The organism is Paenarthrobacter sp. AT5 (assembly GCF_032764245.1).
GTDB lineage: Bacteria > Actinomycetota > Actinomycetes > Actinomycetales > Micrococcaceae > Arthrobacter > Arthrobacter ureafaciens.
In genome coordinates this window covers 64,306-79,370 of record NZ_CP136442.1, presented here as the reverse complement: position 1 = coordinate 79,370, position 15,065 = coordinate 64,306, and the positions used below count along the sequence as shown (strand labels likewise).

The following is a 15,065-nucleotide window of genomic DNA, read 5'->3' as shown; positions in this document are numbered from 1 at the left end:
AGGTGTGTTCTGTTCCCGGGGTGTGCCAGTTCGGATCACGCAGCGCCCTAATTCCAAGACTCGAAGGTCTGCCATCTCACCAGCCGTTCGTGAAACGAGTCCACTTCGGGCGCCCCGGTCTGACCAAGAGCTCCACGGCTCCCGGAGAAGGAAGGGGTCATCCCGCAGTCTGCACGCCACCACGAGAACCAAGTACCACGCCAACAGTCGGGGGTTCCGCTGCCACGCGGGGCGGCGGAACCTGGCCGGCAAAACCGGATGGCATTTGCCGGCCAGTCCAGGGGATCCTGCGGCGTCAATCTGCGCCGTTACGCGCCGCTCTTCGTCAAGGGTTCAAGGACCCAAGAGCGCCGAAGGCGTCGCAGCAGCGCTGCGCCGCGGAATCCCGAAAACAGCTCCCGGCCGGCCCAACTGATCCGAGTCTGCGGGAAGCCACTTGCGATCGCGATTAGCCGTTAGCCGTGCAACCGCCCGTTAATCCAGAGTTCTGCGGAGGGCCGCCAGCGAACGCGCCGCTCTGCGTCGAGGATTCAAGGACCCATGAGCGCCGAAGGCGTCACCACCAGTGACTCCACCGCAGAACCCCACCAAGACAGCTCCCAGGATGGCCAACCACCTGGCCCCTAAAAGCCGCTTAACAACGAATTAGGAGCGCCGGACGAAAATCCTGGGCGCGCAGCCGGCCGCAGGCCGGTTGACGGTACGGAGCGGCACGTATGATCCGTCAGGACAGCAGCAAAAAGGAAAAATGCTTCTACAGCCGAGCGCAGTGAGGACCGCTTCCCGATGCGAGCGAGCGAGTATCGGACTCCTTCGCCGGGCCGGCCTGGGTGGCTGACAACGGCGGAGGCGGAACCTCCGTGCGGAGACTGTTCTCCTCAACGCTTAAATGAGTGGGCACCGGCTGGTCTGGGAGGTTGGGGGTTGCTCCTGACCTTGGCCGGTGCCGTGTTCACTCGCACCTTTAGAGGTGTCTACGACGTTAGCGCTGGTTTATGTGTACAGCTGCAAAGTTCCCTGACGGTTGGCTGAGCGTTTGAGAATCAATCGCCGATTGCAGGTGCGGCTGAGTCGCTCGTGATACCGATCCTCGTCAGACCCCGCCCGCACCTGCACAGACGTGACCTATTGAGATTGACGCACCTCCCCTAGTCGGAGCTCCTTACTCTTTGTTCTGTTGATCCCTGTAAGCGGTAAGAACTCCCACGAAGAACGCGTTCCTGTTATCAGCCGTCCAGGTGCGGGCGAGACTGATGATCACCCGCATGTGGTCCTTGCGGAAGCGCAGCGGTCTGGTCTCTGGCTCGACTGAACCTCGGGCGAGCCTGGGTATTACCGGTGCCCGCCCGAAGATGTCATTGGCGGGGATCGGGCTGTCAGCCGGAGCAAAAATCTCCGCGAACCGATTTTCGGCTGCGGCCCAGCTGATCGCGTTCAGGACAATTCCGGGATACGAGATCCCTGTACTGGCACGGTGCTCCCCCAGCCACTGGTTCAGGCCCTTGGGCAGGTAGAGTGTGACGTGGCCTGAGTGTTCTTCTTCGACGTGTTCGATCTTCACCGGGGTACTCACCGGAGCTATTGCGGTTGGCACCCTGTCAGGGGGCGACGGCCTTTCTGCGGGCTGTACCGGTGAAGCGTCCGCCGCAGTATCTGTTTCAGTCTCCTCCACAGTGTCTGTCTCCTCAACCGCGGCTGACGCCGCCGCGGGAGTGTCCGGAACCTCGGATGCAGGCGGTGTTTCAGGTGCAGCAACAGACGAAGTTTCAGGCACCTGCTCATCCGGAACTGCTTCAACTGGAGCAGGCGGCACCGATTGCAGGGCGCGCTTCTTCAGGCCGCCGAGGGCACTCAGATCCATCTTTCCCGGGCTGGAGGGCAAACTCACTTGATGGCCCCCTCAAGATCCTCAAGCGCCTCCTCCTGAGCTTGGAGCTCGTGGACGATCTGCTCGGTCAGCCGCATGTAATCCTCGGCCAAGTTGCCAGCTGACTGGGCAATACGCGGCTCATCCGAGCCGCTCTTCCCCTTGTTGCGCAGCCGCTCCCAGAACGGTGATTGACTGGCAGCCTTGGCAGCAAGCTCATGGGCTGCCAGACCACGGAAGCTGGCGTCCGCATCAGCGGCAACGACGTCGCGGATGCTTCCCTCAAAGACAGGAGCGATGCCGTCCAATGACTCCTGGAGCAACGTCCGGCTCTGCCTGTCCACGTTCCTGGCATTGGAAGGGATGCCGAACAAAACCACACCCAGCAGTGCGACGGAAGGATTGTCGGCCCGGACACTGATGATCCGCTGAGCGAGGGACTTCAGGCCGCGAATGGATTTCGGTTCAGGCTTGACGGGGGCGATGATCCATCGGGAGGAAAGCATTGCCTCTTCGATGGCCGTCCAGCCGGCTTCCGACGGAGGGGTGTCGATGAGAATGATGTCGTAGCCGGGTGCAATTTTGGTGATGGTGCGGGCCACTCCCCCGCGCATCTTTCCCTGACGGGCTGAATCGCCCTGAAAGGCGTCCATGAGCTGTGCCGTGTAGTTACCACCGGCGAGCACATCCAGGTTCGGCCGGACATCCCTAATGGGTGCAGGCACTTCGTCGTAGCGGACGGCTTTGTCCAGCGCGGCGCCCGCGTCGTACCGGGCGTCATTGATGAAGCCCAGATTTGTTGCTATGTCGCCTTGGGAGTCCAGGTCAACGACAAGGACTTTGTAGCCGGCTTCCGCGAGAAGAACAGCCAGATTCGTCGTGAGCGTTGTCTTGCCGACGCCGCCCTTGCCATTGGAGATGCAGATGGTGCGTCGCGACGCCAGCTGAACGGCGGGCGACAACGTGTGGGAGGTAGTTGCCGTATCCATAGTGCACATCCTAAATGCCGCCAATGCAATGCAGCCGCACATTCACTGTCGTGTCGCACTACAGTACCCATAAACCTAATGCACAAGGATTACACATTAGTAATACTGTAGAGCAAACATGATTTCCTACTCGCAACGCGCTTGTTACGTCATAGATTGCAAGTGACAGAAGGGTAGTTATGAAAATAACGTCCGTTACGAATGCACTTAGTACGTAGTCGTTACAAAGCATCTATATATTTACTATGCGTCAACACAAGAGTAGGTAGCCTGTTGACCTGCAGTATCTCAACCGAGTTGATGATGCAGTAATCAGTACAGTATTTACGCACTATCAACGCAGTAGAGATCGAGCAGAGAGCAATCGGCTGCATTCCACCGGGATTGGAGTGTAGCTCCAGGCACACTGCCTCGGCTGAAGTTGGCCGTCAGAACTGGTTCCGGGAGAACCACGCAATACAGCGGCCCGCACAAAACGACAACCCATGACAAGAGCGCCGAAACTACGAACACCGCGTTCCATCCTGCGTCGAGGCCTGCGCCCTAATAGGCACTGATAGGTAGCAAGTGATCGACGGGTAGTTATGAAAATAACGCCCTTTACGACTGCACTTAGTACGTAGTCGTTACAAAGCATCTATATATTTTCTATGCGTCAACACAAGAGTAGGTAGCCTGTTGACCTGCAGTATCTCAACCGAGTTGATGATGCAGTAATCAGTACAGTATTTACGCACTATCAACGCAGTAGAAATCGAGCAGAGAGCAACCGGCTGCATTCCACCGGGATTGGAGTGTAGCTCCAGGCACACTGCGTCGGCTGAAGTTGGCCGTTTCTTCAACCGATGTTCTATCCATAAGACACACATCCACGTACTAATGGATATATCCGGCATCCTCAGCCGAGCTGCTTCCTATGAAGCTTCTGCGTACAGCAAGGCGCCGATCGTCTGCTCCTCCTCGGGTGGGCCGTATTGCCAGTACGGGTAATCATCGTCAGGGCCGGCCAGAACGGGTTCGCTGGCTAGCGCCCGTTTGAGGAGCCACTGCAGCCATTGGGCTCGTTCGGAGCGGTAGCGTTGCATTTGCCTGCCGATGGTTTCCAAGACTCCGAAGTACTCGGCGAGGGTGCGCAAGCTGGTCTCTTTGACGATCTGCCAGCGTCCAGCGGCACGGCTGATCATGTTCCAGGCGGCCATCAATTCCAGGGCTTGCGTCACGGCTTTGGGGGAGAGGCCGCTGATCCGTGCAATGTCGGCGCTGATGAGCTCGCCGTCTGCGCGCTCGATGGCTTCGTAGACGAACGCGGAGACCACGCCCAGCTCACGGAACACCGGCCTGAGCGCATGAATCTTTCCCGGGCGCCAAGCTTTAGCCTCAGCCCGTGAGCGGTACTCATCCGGAATAACCAGTTCATAGAGGTCTGCACGAAGCTCTCTACCTTCCGCCGCGAGCCGGATCATCGGAGACTCCGCCCGAGACAGTTCACGAAGTTGGCGTGCCACTGTCGTTTCGTGCGTGCCGGTTGCGACAGCCAGCGACCTAACCCCGAATTCGATGAACCGGCTGCCACGTTTGTGGGCGGCTTCGCCCATCGCCCTCAGCAGCATCCTGTACCCGAGCCCAGATCTAGATCCGATGACGGATTCTTCATAGGCCCGCAGCGCGTTCTGCCAGGTCAGCAGGTACTGGTACTCAGCTGGAGAGCCGGGTTGATGGATCAGGGTAAGTACGGGGGGGTGTGTATTAGGCGGGCTTGTGTAGCTTTTATACCCATTGTTATTCCCTGTTCCTTTGGGGCTTGGTTTTTTGCGGAAGCTCTGAACGTGCTTGATCGCGCTGTGCCAGTCCCGTTGCATAGCTTTGCGCTTGTCGCTGGGGGAGTAGCGGGCGTAAAACGCGACCATGCCGGCCCAGATGTTCTGAGTCATGCGCCGCTGTACGTCCGTCAGGGACCAGCCCGCTGCTACAGCAGAGGCCATGACGCCCTGGCGTGCCTCCGAATCGGTGGGGTAGACGGCGGTGTCGTAGTTTCCGCTGCGCGCGGTGTATTCCTTCAGGGCAGGCAGTGCACGCGGGCCGCCAGCCAGGGGAAGGGCTTCGGCCGGCTCCAGCAGCTCCAACGGCTCTTCATGCCGCTGCCGCACAGCGGCCAGTTCCTCGGCCAGGCTTTCCCTTAGCTGACTCCAACCGGTCCACTTGTTGCGGTTCCGGCGCGCAATGTCATAGGCGACGTTCAAGTTCATCGTGAGCCGCTGGAAGCCTCCCTTCTTCCAGGCACTGCCGGGAACGCGGATGGCGCCGGTCTTGGCGTTCTCGTGCGGGCCGGCGTCGATGCTGGAGAAGCGTTTCGCAGCAGCCTGCACGAATTCCTTGGCGTCGGTGAAGGCGACACCGAAATTCAACGGGAGGTAAAGGTGGCGACCGCCGCCGGGCGACTGGTCTTCGATCCAACGGACACCGTTGCTGGAAAACCAGTGGCACAACGTTTTGTAGTCCGACTCAACTTTGTCCTGCCCGCCGCGGCTGACGTCCAGGTCGAGACAGATGGTCCGGACCAACCCATCAGCGCCGCAGGTTCGAACAGCCGCCGGGAGCGAGGGCAGGGCATCCGTGAGGTCGCGTTCCCCGCTGTCCCGGTAGGATTTCCCGCCATCCTTGGACAGCCGGACCCGGGGTTGCGAAGCAAGCAGGCCGGCCAAGGCATGCCATTCAGCTTCCGCCTGCTTACGGGCGGCAAGGGGCGAAAGAGCTAGGTGTGTTTCCGACACGCCGTCTCCGGCGGTTTCGGATACATCACCCACCGAAAAAAGGTGTGCGTGTATGATGGAACCAACTCCATATGGAGGAGGGCATGAAAATACCCTGCATCTGTATGTTGCTCAATATCGAGGAATCTTGGCGGAAACGTTCGGTATTGAGTAGAAAACTTCAGATTGAAGGCTCGCTTAGGCGGGCCTTCAATGTTTAACTGGCCTTTTCGATGGGCAAAGCCTCCTGACCAGTAAGCGTTTCTATGTCTATGGAAGATAGCTTTTCTTTCACTACTTCAGCGATAAAAGAGCTGGCCGATGTCCCGAGATAGTCTGCAACGGCGAAGAGTTTCTCTGCCTCTGCAACGGGGATACGGGTAGTCAGAACGTGTCGGTCGCCCTTAGATGGGCGCCCACCTGATGCGCGTTTCTGAAATGCCATACTCAGCACTCTAGGTTTCTGAAATGCCATATCGTCGCAGATCAGTGGCGTGTCGCATATATTTCTCCTCGTTGTGCGCGTCATCGTCACAGTCCTCGTGCCACGGGCTGTTGAAGCATTTAGCCACGTACGCTGCCGGCAGCTTTCAGTACAGTGCGGCGGATTTTCCGGTCTTGAGCACCGAGGTGACAGTTCCCCTCGAAGTCTCGACTCGTTCAACGTTAGACATGTCTAGCGTAATGGTTAAAGCATAAAACGCAATCTGCCGGTCAATACGGGACAATGGACGCATGGAAAGCACTGATCGACTCCCATACATTGGCGCTGCCGCAGCATACCGCGGCACCGTCATGTTCGATCTCGCCGAAGAGTTTGAGATAGGTTTTTTTCTCTCTTACTACAGGAATTTCTCCATTCCACACATTGCGCAAGTTCTTGCGGATACAGGAGAGGTGCACGCACAGCCGTCAAAACGCTCGATGGACACAGCAATAATCATGTACGAACTCATCGAGGATGGGTTCGATGGCGCAAGAGGCCGGGCAATAATTGATCTGCTGAACAGAGTCCACAAGGGAGTCAAGGGGACAAACGAGGACTTCCTCTATGTGCTGACCACGCTCTTGGTAGTTCCAATCCGTTTCTGCGACGTGTATGGCCGACGAGACACTACTTCCGACGAGCGCAACGCCGCCACGGTGTTCTATGCAGAGCTGGCAAAACGAATGCGCATCAGCCATGCCTTCACCTCTTATGACGATGCTGCCGAATTTCTTGATGACTACGAGAGGCGCTTCTCTGCCCCTAGTTCAGAGGGTGCGGAGTTGATGGCCTCGACGATGAGTTTGTTTCGGGAACGCCTTCCACGCCCAGCAGCACGCCTGGCTGCACCAGTTCTGTCGGTGTTGTTCAATGACCCTCAACTGAGCCGGTCACTCGGACTTCCAATCCCGAACCGAGTGATGAGGGCATCCGTGCATCTTGGCTTGCGGCTTCGAGCCGCTCAGCTTCGTCGACGTCGACCGCGGACTCGGTCCCGGTTCAACCCCGGCCAAGCAGGTAGCGGCGTGTACCCGGGAGGCTACGGACTTGATGAGCTAGGGCCGCGCAATCGTGTCAGCTGAAAGCAAAGAGTTTCGACGCGCTAAACAGGCGGCTAAGAAGCAGCTGCAGAATTTGGCGCTGCCTCCTGAGCTGTCATTAGAAATGCTTCAATCGAAAGTCGAGCGCGAGCGTGCTATCAGCATCACCGTAAGGCCGGCTGGCCCGGATGACGACCCTCTTGTCACCGGTAGCGTCCTTTTCACTGCGAACCACGCTGTTATTACATACCCCGCTGATGCCAGTCCCCACCGCCAAATCAAGGTCCTCTGCCACGAGTTTGCGCACCTCATATTTGGCCACGTGCAAACCGATCCGTTCACCAATATCCCGGACGATATGAGCGAGATGCTGCAGCTGCTGGACCCGAGCATGATAAAGGCGCAACTACTTCGGCGCCGCTGTTTCGATAACCCCGCAGAGCTGGAGGCTGAGATTTTGGCCGATATGCTCTCCGTTCGACTCACCTGGTCCTCCACGCGCAGGTCTCCGACACCCGACGCGTTCGGAAGAGTCTTCGGATGAACGACTGGATACCGGCAGCCGTACTCTGGGGCCTGACGCTCGTCCGGCTTCCAACTGTGCGCAACCGCGAGGCTCTCCCTGCCTTCTGGGGTTCCCTCTTCGCCTCGATAGCTTTCACCCTTTACGTCCCTTCGGTCTACCTGACGGTTGACAATGCAATGGGAGGTGGCAATATTGCCGGTCTTATCCTCTCGGAGTTTGTCATCGCGGCCCTGTGGCAAATTCAGCGTTCCTTGCAGGTAGCCACGACCACCGGTACAGTACCGGCCCGCGACCGTCCATGGGTCCGCTGGTGGGCAGTCTGTTCCCTCGCCATGCTCTTGACCTATCCCGGGTGGAACGCACCCGAATCCACCAGATGGATGGTGAGTGTATACGGGGCCCATCCAGCGCTCCTTGTCTTTCAGACATTTGCCGTGACTTTCATAATGACCGTAAGCGTCAGCGCGTTGAGGATCTGCTGGCCTCGGATGAATCAGATGGAAGGCCTGTTTGGTGCTGGATTCAGGATGGTTCTCGCTGGATTCGGCATCGCCCTCATGATCGCTGGCATGCGCCTTTACGGGAACTTTCTTCCACCAGGGTCAGGAGCCAAAGCAGCAGTTGAACAGTTCTTCGAATTGGCTCAACAAGTGATTGTCATCCTCGTATCATTAGGGCTTTCGCTCCCAAGGCTCACCGCTGTGGCGCAGAAGTTCGCCCTAACCGTGCGTGCAGCCCAGATGCTGCGTACCATCCAGCCGATCTGGCAAGGCGTAGCTTCGGCTGAAATGGATCTCGTTATTGATTCGAAGCCGTACTCCAAAGCCGAGTTCTTGAGCATCAATAGCGTCGCGCGCCTCCAGCGACGGGTGTCGGAAATTCGAGACGCTGAGATCAGGGCCCGAACGAGCGGATACACAATGGATCCACAAAGCGCTGAAATAGTTAGAGAGGTTGAGACACTCTTGTACAACTACCCAGACAGCCATACGAGCAGTGAGAAGCAGCGAGTTGAAACCTAGGAACAGCCCCTACGCAGAACAACGTCGAGCAGAACTCGCCCGACGGTTGCGCGTATTGCTCGACGTTGTGGTGGCCGAAGGCGGCCGTCCCTATGAGTTCACCGACATTCAGGCAGCTTTAGCCGAGAAGGGCGTGAAGCTGTCCCGCGCGCGGTGGTATTACATGCGTGACGGTGATGGTCCGCTGGTCACGGATGAGAAGCTCCTGATGGCGTTGGCAGAGTTCTTTGGTGTCCCCGGTGCATACCTGACCGATCCAGGATCAGAGATGCCGGATCGCGTGGAGGCCCAGCTGGAGCTTCTCAAAACAATGCGGAAGAACCAAGTAAAGTCCTTCGCACTTCGTGCCTTGGGTGAGGTCTACGACGCCGAAAGCGTCCGTTCTCTAGCCAAGCTCATAGATACCGCGCTGGACAAGGGCAAATAGCACTGTTTAACCGAGTAATGACTTAGTCGCATGTTATCGTTAGACATGTCCAAAGTCATGTCTAAGGTCCTCCACGCTACCTACCGAACTCGAAAAGCTCATACCTGCTGCGCCTGTTGTCTTTGAGGCAGGTAGCACTTGAGTTCCATCGGGACACGAATGGGCCTCGTTGCCGCTGTACCCGCCCTTGCCATCGGATTACTGGTGATCGTGATTGACGACGGAGGTACGCCAGCGCAAGCGGCCTCTGCGTGCCGCGCTCCTGCCAGTCTTGCTGGCCGCACTGACAGTCTCGTCCCCACCGCTGGTTTTGATGTTGAACAGATGAAGAATGCTGAAGCGATCATGAAGGCTGCTTCGAACCTTGGTTTGCCTGTTGCTGCTCAGTTGTTGGGGGTTCAAGCCGCGATCGGTGAATCCTCGTTGAGGGTGATTGACCGTGGAGATGGGGCGGGGCCTGACTCTCGGGGTCTTTTCCAGCAGCGGGACAACGGCGCGTGGGGGTCTTACTCGGACCGCATGGACCCCATGATTTCCGCAACGAACTTCTTCAAGGCTTTGCAACGGGTGCAAGGTTGGGAAACTTTGGAGCCCAGCCGTGCGATTAACCGTGTGCAGCGCAACGCGGACCCGAATCACTACACGAAGTTCCGCACCCAGGCCACAGGTCTGGTGAAGGCTCTCGGCGGCGAGAACGCCATCGGCGTTGATCCCAGCGGCACGTGCCCCACGGCGGGAAATACCGTCGTCGGCGACCTGGAAGGCAACTGGGTCCACCCGCTTCCGGGCTCGACCTTGACGAGCGGATATGGCCCACGTCCCACTCCGGCAGGGACCATCAATTTAGGCAATTTCCACTACGGGGTGGACCTCTCGACCCCAGGTACTCCGGGCACAATCGTAGCCGTGACGGACATGAAAATCGTCAAGACCAGGGAAACGGACGGTGCCTACGGCACCGGCGTGACCGGGCAGACCACCGACGGAAAGCTCACGATCGCCATGTTCCACATGGAGGCCGGCTCGGTACAGGTCAAGGAGGGCGACACCGTTGCTGCCGGCACGCCGCTGGGCACCGAGGGCGCGACAGGCAATGTCACCGGCCGGCACCTGCACATGGAGTTCTTCGCCGGGACACCGTCCAACCCTTCGGCCTCGGCCCATCCCACGATCGACCCGACCCCGATCCTGAAAGAGAAAGGCATTCTCTAAATGCGCAAGCAACTGGCCATCACGGCAGCTTTGGCAGCCGCTTTTTCCCTGGGCGCGTGCGCCGGGGGCACCGAGAACGGGCCGGCGGCAGGAGCCGTCCCTACCGTGCAGGCCGGGCAGGAGAGCCACAGCGCCGACGACGGCCATGATCACGGCGCGGACGAACACCATGGTGTCCCGGAAGTGACCTGGGATCCCGCAGCGGAGACGGCGGTCAAGGACACGGCCGGCAAGGTCATGGGCCTGTTCGCCCGGCCCGACGTTCCAGCAGCGGCCTGGTTCTCCGATCTCGCCCCGTACCTGGCGCCGGACTATGCGGAGGATGCACGGTACATCGACCCGGCGCGCGTGCCGATCCGGAAAATCACCGACGGTCCGGCAATCAGCAGGGAAGCCGGCAACCCGCGGACCGCCACTGCCTCGTTCTCAACGGATGCAGGGAGGTGGCAGATACTCCTGCACCGGGCCGGACAGCAGCAGCCCTGGCTGGTGACAGCCATTTCCCCACAAGACCCGGCCCAGGCCACGACCTCATGACACGACAGATCCCGGACCGAGCGAGAGGAACAATTCGATGAGCACGAACTGGCAGGGGAGCGAGCGGAAGAGCCGCGCACCCATTAGTCTGACCGATCCGCAGCCCGAAAAAACAACAACCATGCCCGCAGCTGTCATCCACGCCGTCCCCGTCGCGCCGGCACCGGTTGAGCCACAGCAGCAGCCGGCGGCGGCCATGGTGGACCACAGTGAAGCCCCGCTGGTCAGCGGCCGCCGCAGCGCAACTGTCCTGCGCAAGGAGAACGTTAATGATCAGCTGCCCCCGGCTACCGGCTGGCAGGCGTTCCTTCGGGCGGCCAGCTTTGGATTGATCAGCCCGAAGGCCGGCGCGGCCGAGCTGGCCCGCAGGGCAGACCTGTCCGCGATCCAGCGCGTGTACTCACGTCCGATGCAGATCATGGTCGCCCAGCCCCTCGGCGGCGTGGGCAAGACGATGTGCAGCATCGGCCTGGGCTCCACGTTCGGCATCCACTCCGGGCAGCAGACGCTGGTATGGGACAACAACGAAATGATGGGCACCGCCGGCGTGCGGACCAACGCGAACGATTCCATCCGTACCGTATGGGATCTGCTGAACGTCCTGGAATCCTTCGAGACGGTAACAGCCCGCAAGGGCGAGCTGTCCTATTACACCCGCCATCAGGGCAACAACCAGTTCTCCGTGCTGGTCGCGGACGAGGACGCGGACCGGATGAAGTCCATCGGGGCCGAAGAGTTCAACCGCATCCACACGGTAGTCAGCCGCTTCTACGACACCATCATCGTGGACACCGGCAACAACACCCGCTCCGCGAACTGGCTCGCCTCGATCGAAGTCACGGACCAGCTCGTGATCCCCACGACGTTGAAACGCAACGCCGTCGTGTCCGCGCTAAGGATGATCGAACAACTCGAGTCCATGTCCGAACGCACCGGCAACCCGCACTACAAGGACCTGGTAGCCAACGCCGTCGTCCTCGTCACCCAAGGCGGAGGAGCCAAAGTTTCCGCAGCCGAGCAGGCAGAACTTCGGGAGAACCTGGCCTCCGCGGTACGGGTCCTGATCGACATCCCCTACGACGAGGCCCTGGACACCGGCTCAATCATCGACTGGCAGCTCGTCGCAGACCCGGCCCGCCGCGCCTTCGAACAAGCATCGGCCGAAATCGCAGCCGGGCTCCTGGCCACCGACCAAAAACACACGACTTCCACCACGACCATCAACCGGTAAGGACCGAGAACCATGTTCAGCACGATCACCAGCGAAATCATCATCCGTTCCGCGGTCCCTGCCGCCGAGAACCCGCTCGGCGGTGTCCAGCCGGACATCAGCGTCTTCGGCGTGAAGTTCCAGAGCGCCATTGAACTTGTCCTGGGCGGCATCTGGGCTCTTGCCATGATCCTCGTCGCTGCCGCGTTCCTGTGGAACCTCGCCAAGTGGGGCTTCGCCCGCCAGCGCGGCCACTCTGACGACATCGAGGAAGGCGCAGCGGGCGCGAAGAAGAGCGGCATCGCCTTCGCGGCCGTAGCCGGCGCCAGCGTGATCCTTGGCGGCATCCTCGCCCTGACCAGCGCCGCAGGGGCCTGACCCATGCGAAAACACTGGAAAGCACTCACGGCAGTAGGAGTCGTGGTCCTGATCGTCGCCGTGGCCGTTATCCTCATCAACCGCCCCGCACCGGCCACGGAACAGGATCCCGGCTCGCTCCAGGCCTCCGGGAAGTTCGGGTTCCCCGTCTCCGACCTCAGCATCGGGGAAGGCGGAACCACCAAAGCCAGTGACGGCAAAACCATCACCGGCTACAACGGCACCTGCGACTCCGCTGCACAGGCCGCAGCCAACTACACGCACCTCATCAAGGATCTGAACCTCGGCACGTGGGAACAGCAGAAAAAGGTCCTCACCGAGGTGTCCAAGCCCGGACCATGGTTCGAGGAAGTAACCTCCGCGGGGGATCTGTTGGCTGACGCTGAAAGTCTGCCCGCGGGTGCGTTCGATGGCGGGTGGTACACGCGCTCTGACGTGGCCGCCGGCGGCTTGTACCGGGTTGCCGGCTGCGAAGAAGAGCAGGGCGCAGTCGTTCAGGTGTTCACCGGTGGCGTTGGTGCCAGAGTGAACGAGGCCCCCAACGCCTTCTTCCAGACCATCACTTTTGAACTGGCTTGGGACGGTGATTGGAAGATCACCGATGCCGCAATCGTCCCCGTCAACCAGGACTTCGACGGCCGCGTCAAGGACGGCGGGCCCATGAGCGTCGGCACCAACATGGATGGGGAAACGGCCCCGGTCCTGCGAAACGATCTGGTCAGCGCTTTCTTCAAGGACAAGAGCAGGGACGGATGGATTGAGTATGCAAACGCTCAGCGCTAACAGGACGATCCGTCTGGCCGCAGTCTTGCTGGTGTTGTTCCTTGGCTTCGGTGTGGTGTTCGCCGGCCCTGCCCACGCGGCGGATGAGGTAACCGCAACAGAGAAACTGAACGCCGACCAGCTCAAGCGCCTCGCGGGGTTACCCGAGGCCCAGCGGAACGGGATCCGGGACCGGCTCAACCACGAGCTGGGTAAAGAAAGCTGCGCCGACTTTGCCTTCTTCACGTCCATGGGCGGCAACGATTGCGAGAACGTCGCGGCCAAGGCGTTCGGCACTTTCCTGACGACGCCCGAAAAGTCCCTGGACTATGACGGTAAGAACACCGCCCCGTTCTGTGCCGGCCTGTCCGCCGTGGGCGCACCTTTGAATGCCACCGCCTGGTGCGTGCAGGGAGCGGCGTGGCAAGACTTTTCGCCGCTGGCCGGGGTGGCTCTTCGTACGGCCCTGTCGGTGATACCCGGCGGGCAGGTGGTGTTGGGCACGGTCGATACCGTGGCGTTCATCGCGGACGCGAAGGACGGGTTCGAGAGGTTCGCCAACACCGTTAAGGAAGAGGGGGTGACGGCCACCAACGAGGTGCTGAACAACCTGTTGAAGGTCGCCACGTTCGAGATTGACGACGCGTTCCGCAACACCTGGGCCGCGTTTTCCGCGATCGGGATCCTGATCATGGGTTTGATGTATTTCAAGCTCTGGAAGGACGTCTCGAATGAAGAGATCGACCTGGACTCCGCCCGGCAGTCCCTGCTGTGGTACGGGCCGCTGTCGACGATCCTGGTGCTCTTCGGCCCGGCCCTGGGCTATGTGGTGAACGGGTGGATGACCGGGATCAGCGAGTCCGTGACGTTCTGGACGTCCAGCCGCGTCACGGATTTCGGGGTCGCTATCTCCCGGTTCGCCTCGTATGAATCCAGCGGCGCGTTCGGCCCGCTGGCGGCAGTGATCTTGTTCGGCCTGTTGTTCGTCTCGGCGTGGGCCATGCTGGGCTTGCTGGCGGTGCAGCCGCTGGCCCTGTACCTGCTGGGACTTGGGCTGGCCCTGATGATCGGTTTCATGATCCACCCGAAGTACCGGGAGCGGGTGGGCAAAGCGGGGGCACTCTGGATCGGGATTTCCCTGTCCAAGCCGCTGCTGCTGCTGCTCATGGGCGCGGTCTTCAGTTACATTGCGTCCCGCCCGGCGTTCAGCGACGAGGGCGTTGACGATGGCATGGTGAACGCCGCGTCGGTGTTCCTGGCCGCCGCCGCGATGCTCGTCCTGGCCTTTTCGCTGCCGCTGCTGTTCAAGTACGTCCCGATCCTGCCCTCATCCTCCACCAGCCTGGGCGCGGACCGGCAGTCCGTTGCCGGGGCTGCCATGGTCGCCGGGGCCGGCGCTGGAATCTCTTCGGCCATCAGTGCGCGCAGGACCTCGCAGGTCCAGTCCGGCAACTCCGGGGGCGGCGGCAACCGTTCCGGCGGCGGTAAGGCCGGCACGCAGGGAAAACCTGATGCCGAACAGGAAACACCCGGGCCCGGGAATCCGGGCCGGCGCAGCACCGCCTCGAGGTCCGGCGGGCAGGGACAGGACCCGCAGGAGACGCAGACAATCGGCGAACTGCAGAAGTCCGACCGCACCGGGGCCGGCGGCGGAAAAGCGGGCCAGATCATCCAGGCCGGTGCCGCATCGGTGGGCCGGGGTTCGGTGAAGGTCGCGGCCGGCGGCGCTACGGCATTCCTGCTGGCGGGCCGGGAAGCTGCACGCCAGGCGGCCCTGCGGGGCAGGCAGTCCGCCCGGTCGATGGCACCGGATACCGACCACATCAGCGGCCGGTAAGGCCAAGTACAGGCACGGAAA

At 60.5% G+C, this 15,065-nt stretch carries 14 protein-coding genes; 10 read left to right on the top strand and 4 right to left on the bottom strand.

All coding sequences use genetic code 11. The annotated features are described in order from the left end of the window. Positions 1-1,162 precede the first annotated feature (1,162 nt). The 4 genes from RI444_RS22165 to RI444_RS22150 all read right to left on the bottom strand — a co-directional run bounded on the left by RI444_RS22165 (position 1,163) and on the right by RI444_RS22150 (position 6,051). A complete protein-coding gene (locus RI444_RS22165) occupies positions 1,163-1,888 on the bottom strand; it encodes a hypothetical protein (protein WP_021474397.1) in 726 nt (241 codons plus the stop codon). After that, positions 1,885-2,856: a ParA family protein gene (locus RI444_RS22160; RefSeq protein WP_021474398.1), complete on the bottom strand. Its 972-nt coding sequence runs from the start codon at positions 2,854-2,856 to the stop codon at positions 1,885-1,887. The genes RI444_RS22165 and RI444_RS22160 overlap by 4 nt, the downstream gene beginning before the upstream one ends. A 914-nt stretch (positions 2,857-3,770) precedes the next feature. Continuing rightward, on the bottom strand, positions 3,771-5,660 hold the full coding sequence (locus RI444_RS22155; protein ID WP_021474399.1) for a hypothetical protein: 1,890 nt from the start codon (positions 5,658-5,660) through the stop codon (positions 3,771-3,773). A gap of 163 nt (positions 5,661-5,823) precedes the next feature. Then, the gene (locus tag RI444_RS22150; RefSeq protein ID WP_152343115.1) at positions 5,824-6,051 is read right to left on the bottom strand and encodes a hypothetical protein; all 228 of its coding nucleotides are present in this window, start codon (positions 6,049-6,051) and stop codon (positions 5,824-5,826) included. A 290-nt stretch (positions 6,052-6,341) separates the two neighbouring features. Here RI444_RS22150 and RI444_RS22145 point away from each other — a divergent pair, with 290 nt between their 5' ends. The 10 genes from RI444_RS22145 (at position 6,342) to RI444_RS22100 (ending at position 15,044) form a co-directional block, all read left to right on the top strand. After that, positions 6,342-7,175, top strand: a complete 834-nt coding sequence (locus RI444_RS22145; RefSeq protein WP_021474400.1) for an oxygenase MpaB family protein — start codon at positions 6,342-6,344, stop codon at positions 7,173-7,175. After that, complete coding sequence (locus RI444_RS22140) at positions 7,165-7,677, top strand: ImmA/IrrE family metallo-endopeptidase (RefSeq protein WP_021474401.1); 513 nt, start codon at positions 7,165-7,167, stop codon at positions 7,675-7,677. The genes RI444_RS22145 and RI444_RS22140 overlap by 11 nt, the downstream gene beginning before the upstream one ends. After that, positions 7,674-8,681: a hypothetical protein gene (locus RI444_RS22135; RefSeq protein WP_021474402.1), complete on the top strand. Its 1,008-nt coding sequence runs from the start codon at positions 7,674-7,676 to the stop codon at positions 8,679-8,681. Before RI444_RS22140 ends, RI444_RS22135 begins: the two co-directional genes overlap by 4 nt. Beyond that, positions 8,671-9,108, top strand: a complete 438-nt coding sequence (locus tag RI444_RS22130) for a hypothetical protein (RefSeq protein WP_031217200.1) — start codon at positions 8,671-8,673, stop codon at positions 9,106-9,108. The genes RI444_RS22135 and RI444_RS22130 overlap by 11 nt, the downstream gene beginning before the upstream one ends. A gap of 138 nt (positions 9,109-9,246) precedes the next feature. Beyond that, positions 9,247-10,320 (top strand): M23 family metallopeptidase, encoded by a 1,074-nt coding sequence (locus RI444_RS22125; protein WP_316963927.1) that lies wholly within the window; start codon positions 9,247-9,249, stop codon positions 10,318-10,320. Beyond that, on the top strand, positions 10,321-10,857 hold the full coding sequence (locus RI444_RS22120) for a hypothetical protein (protein ID WP_021474405.1): 537 nt from the start codon (positions 10,321-10,323) through the stop codon (positions 10,855-10,857). It abuts the gene before it with no gap. Positions 10,858-10,894: 37 nt separating this feature from the next. Further along, positions 10,895-12,088, top strand: coding sequence for a MinD/ParA family protein (locus RI444_RS22115; protein WP_021474406.1), 1,194 nt, complete (start codon positions 10,895-10,897; stop codon positions 12,086-12,088). Between the two features lie 12 nt (positions 12,089-12,100). Further along, positions 12,101-12,445 carry a hypothetical protein gene (locus RI444_RS22110; RefSeq protein WP_021474407.1) on the top strand — a complete coding sequence of 115 codons (345 nt, stop codon included), beginning with the start codon at positions 12,101-12,103 and terminating at the stop codon, positions 12,443-12,445. A 3-nt stretch (positions 12,446-12,448) separates the two neighbouring features. Then, the gene (locus RI444_RS22105; RefSeq protein ID WP_031217201.1) at positions 12,449-13,228 is read left to right on the top strand and encodes a hypothetical protein; all 780 of its coding nucleotides are present in this window, start codon (positions 12,449-12,451) and stop codon (positions 13,226-13,228) included. Then, positions 13,209-15,044, top strand: coding sequence for a hypothetical protein (locus RI444_RS22100; protein WP_021474409.1), 1,836 nt, complete (start codon positions 13,209-13,211; stop codon positions 15,042-15,044). Before RI444_RS22105 ends, RI444_RS22100 begins: the two co-directional genes overlap by 20 nt. Positions 15,045-15,065 lie beyond the last annotated feature (21 nt).